At 67.3% G+C, this 3,318-nt stretch carries 4 protein-coding genes; 1 reads left to right on the plus strand and 3 read right to left on the minus strand.

The genetic code is table 11. The features are described 5' to 3' along the window. The coding region (locus QK444_RS34475) for a hypothetical protein (RefSeq protein ID WP_282786197.1) at window positions 1-199 on the minus strand (199 nt) is incomplete at its 3' end. Between the two features lie 241 nt (window positions 200-440). Then, a complete protein-coding gene (locus QK444_RS34480) occupies window positions 441-2,039 on the minus strand; it encodes an ATP-binding cassette domain-containing protein (protein WP_282786198.1) in 1,599 nt (532 codons plus the stop codon). A 271-nt stretch (window positions 2,040-2,310) separates the two neighbouring features. Between QK444_RS34480 and QK444_RS34485 the strand changes: the two genes are divergently transcribed. Further along, a complete protein-coding gene (locus QK444_RS34485) occupies window positions 2,311-2,604 on the plus strand; it encodes a hypothetical protein (RefSeq protein WP_051037444.1) in 294 nt (97 codons plus the stop codon). A gap of 16 nt (window positions 2,605-2,620) precedes the next feature. On the opposite strand, the gene QK444_RS34490 is transcribed toward QK444_RS34485, so the two are convergent. Then, the gene (locus QK444_RS34490; RefSeq protein WP_282786199.1) at window positions 2,621-3,193 is read right to left on the minus strand and encodes an adenine phosphoribosyltransferase; all 573 of its coding nucleotides are present in this window, start codon (window positions 3,191-3,193) and stop codon (window positions 2,621-2,623) included. Window positions 3,194-3,318: the final 125 nt, after the last annotated feature.

Below are 3,318 nucleotides of genomic sequence, written 5' to 3' on the forward strand. Positions count from 1 at the left end.
TATCGCCCGGCCGCGGTGCCGCCGTTGTATCTCCCTGGCGCTGAGCCGCCGGATCACCCTGCCGCTGTGACGTCGGATCGCCCTGCCGCTGTGACGTCGGATCGCCCTGGCGCTGGGGCATGGAATTAGGGGTGGGCGGGGTGGCCGATGCGTCATTGTTCGATTGCCCGGCATTCGCCTGTTCCAAATGCTGAGTCATGCCACACCACCTCTCCCGGCCGCGATCGGAACACCATATCGGACCGTGCAACCACCCGGACCACCAACTTTAGTCCGGGTTTCGTCTCGGGGTCGCCGACGGTGACTACCGCCCGTCCGGACGTGCCCATACCGACGTGATCACCCCCCTTTCTACCGTGTTCGGGGCGGCGTTGCGTACGGATTGCTCCGCACCCGACGCCGCCCCTCTCCCCGGAGCCGCGGCACCCGGCCAAACCTCGCTACTCGGACGGGATTTCGGCCAATCCGTGTGCCGACAGCTCCATGCGGCGGGTGACCCCGATCTCGTCGAGAAAGCGCGGATCGTGGCTGACCACGATGAGCGCACCCTGGAACGCCGCGAGGGCCTCGGCGAGATGCCGCAGGCTGGGCAGGTCCAGGTTGTTGGTGGGCTCGTCGAGCAGCAGCAGCTTCGGCGCGGGTTCGGCCAGCAGCAGCATGGCCAGCGCCGCCCGCAGCCGCTCCCCACCCGACAGCGCCTCGGCGGCCACATCGGCGTCGGTGCCCCGGAACAGGAAGCGGGCCAGTTGGGCTCGAATCCGTTCCGCGGACGCGTGCGGCGCGGCGGCGGCCACATTCTCGAACACCGTCTTCGACTCGTCGAAGATATCGAGGCGCTGCGGCAGCATGCGCCAGGGCACCTTCGGCGATTCGTCCCGGATGCGGTGCAGGAGCGTGGTTTTGCCCGAACCGTTGCGACCGGTGAGGGCGATCCGCTCCGGTCCGGAGACCTTCAGCGTCACCACCGGGCCGTTGGCGAGGGTCACCTCCTCCAGGTCGATGACATCCTGTCCGGGGTAGAGCAGGGTGGCGGGCAGATCGACACGGATCTCCCGGTCGTCGCGCAGCAGTTCCTGTGCCTGGGTGAGCTGATCCTTCGCCTCCTCGAGCTTGCCGATGTGGTTGTTGCGCAACTTGCCCGCCGACACCTGGGCCTGGCGTTTGCGTTCGGCCATCACGATCTTGGGTTCCCGCTTGGTATCCCACATCTTCTGGCCGTAGCGCAGGCGGCGGTCGAGTTTGATCCGCGCCTCGACCAGTTCCCGCGCCTGCTTGCGCACATCGCCGCGGGCGTCGCGGACGGCCGCCCGAGCCGCCGCCTGCTCGGCCGCAACAATCTGCTCGTACTCGCTGAAACTCCCGCCGAAACACCGGATCTCGCCGTGGCGCAGTTCGGCGATGCCGTCCACGCGCTCCAGCAGTTCGCGGTCGTGACTGACCGTGAGCACCGTGCCCGCGAACTGCCCGATCACCTCGTAGAGGCGTTGGCGCGCAACCTGGTCCAGGTTGTTGGTCGGCTCGTCGAGCACCAGCACGTCGGGTTCGCGCAGTAGTTCGGCGACCAGGCCGAGCAGCACCGTCTCCCCGCCGGAGAGGGTGTCGAGGCGGCGGTCCAGCTGCCCGACATCCCCGGCGACATAGTGCAATCCGAGTTTGCCCAGCAATGCCACGGCCTGCTCCTCGACATCCCAGCGGGTACCGATCAGCTCGAAATCGGCGTCGGTGCCCGTACCGGATTCGATGCGGTGCAGCGCCTTTCGCACCGGCGCGATACCGAGCACCGCGTCCACCCGCTGTCCGGCGGACAGTCCGAGATCCTGCCGCAGATACCCGAGCCGTTCGGGCGGGGTGATCGAGCCACGCTGGGGCCGCAACTCTCCGACGATCAGACGCAACAGTGTGGACTTGCCCGCGCCGTTGCTCCCGACCAGACCGATATGCCCCGGTCCGAGGGCGGCGTCGAGGCCGTCGAACACCGGAGTGCCATCGGGCCAGGTGAAGGTGAGATCGGAAATGGAAACGACAAACGTACTGGACATGCACACTCCTCGAGGTAGGCGAACGAGAACGCGGCGCGCGAATGCGGGCCACCGGGCGCTACCTCAGAAGATCAACGTGCATAACTCCGATCGTGCGGCAATGAGACGTTCCCAAGCTATCCAGGCCAACCCGATCGTGCAAGGGATTATTTCGAGACCCAGCTCACGACGTGGCGGCGAATCGACAGGTGCGGCCGACTGATCAGAACGTTTCGGTCTCGATGCCCGTCAGGGGCTGTTTCGACCGGCGCGAGCGGGGAATTTCGAACGTATGCCGTACACGTACTACCGCGAGAGCACCGCCGCTCGGATCATCAGTACGGTCGGTGCGGTCTTCGCACTGATCGAGGGCATCTACATCCTGCTGCGGGTGTTCGATGCCGACCAGTCCAATCCGTTCTATCGATTCATCGAGAACCTGGCCGAACCGCTGGCGCTGTTCTTCCCGGGGCTGTTCGAGACCGGGAACGCCAATCTCGACATCGTGCTGGACTACGGACTGGCCGCCGTCTTCTGGCTCGTCGTCACCGGCATCCTGGCCCGGCTGGTCTCCGGCACCAGGTGACGCCGATTTCCGACCGTCAGAGCTTGACCACGGAGGTCAGCGGATAGTCGCCCTGACGATCCCGCCCGCCGAGGAAGCCCAGTTCGAGGACCACCGCGGCGGCGACCACCTGCGCCCCGGTCTCGGTGAAGATGTCCGCGGCGGCGGCGAGCGTGCCACCGGTGGCGAGCACGTCATCGAGCAGCAGCACCTTGCGTCCCCGCAGTTCCACGCCGTCGGCGGGGATCTCCAGTGCGGCGGAACCGTATTCGAGCGAGTACTCGCGGGAGAACACCGGCGGCGGCAGTTTGCCCGCCTTGCGCACGGCGATCACACCGGTACCCAGCAGCGCCGCCACACCCGCACCCAGCAGGAAGCCGCGCGCGTCCACACCCGCCACCAGATCGGCGTCCGGCGCGCACGCCGCCAGACAGTCCAGGACCGCCCGGTAGCCCTCGGCATCGGCGAATACCGGCGTCAGATCCGCGAACCGCACACCCGGGGTCGGGAAGTCGTCGTGCCAGCGGGTCAGCCGCTGCACCGCCGCCTCGGCCCGCGCAGCCCGCTCACCGACCCGCTCGGGCGTCTCCACCAGTTCGTGCTTGCTCATCTACACCCACTCCTCGTCACCACGCCGCAGCCTCACCGCTTCAGTACCCAGCGGTCCATGTTCCAGCCCGCACCGGCCCGGGTGGGGTTGGCGATTCCGTTCTCCATACCGTCACCGAAGGCGAT

The organism is Nocardia sp. CC201C, assembly GCF_030010695.1.
GTDB lineage: Bacteria > Actinomycetota > Actinomycetes > Mycobacteriales > Mycobacteriaceae > Nocardia > Nocardia otitidiscaviarum.

Coding starts and splice junctions, on each gene's coding strand:
- QK444_RS34485 (WP_051037444.1), top strand. CDS start 2,311: ATGCCGTACACGTACTACCGCGAGAGCACCGCCGCTCGGATCATCAGT.
- QK444_RS34490 (WP_282786199.1), bottom strand. CDS start 3,193: ATGAGCAAGCACGAACTGGTGGAGACGCCCGAGCGGGTCGGTGAGCGG.
- QK444_RS34480 (WP_282786198.1), bottom strand. CDS start 2,039: ATGTCCAGTACGTTTGTCGTTTCCATTTCCGATCTCACCTTCACCTGG.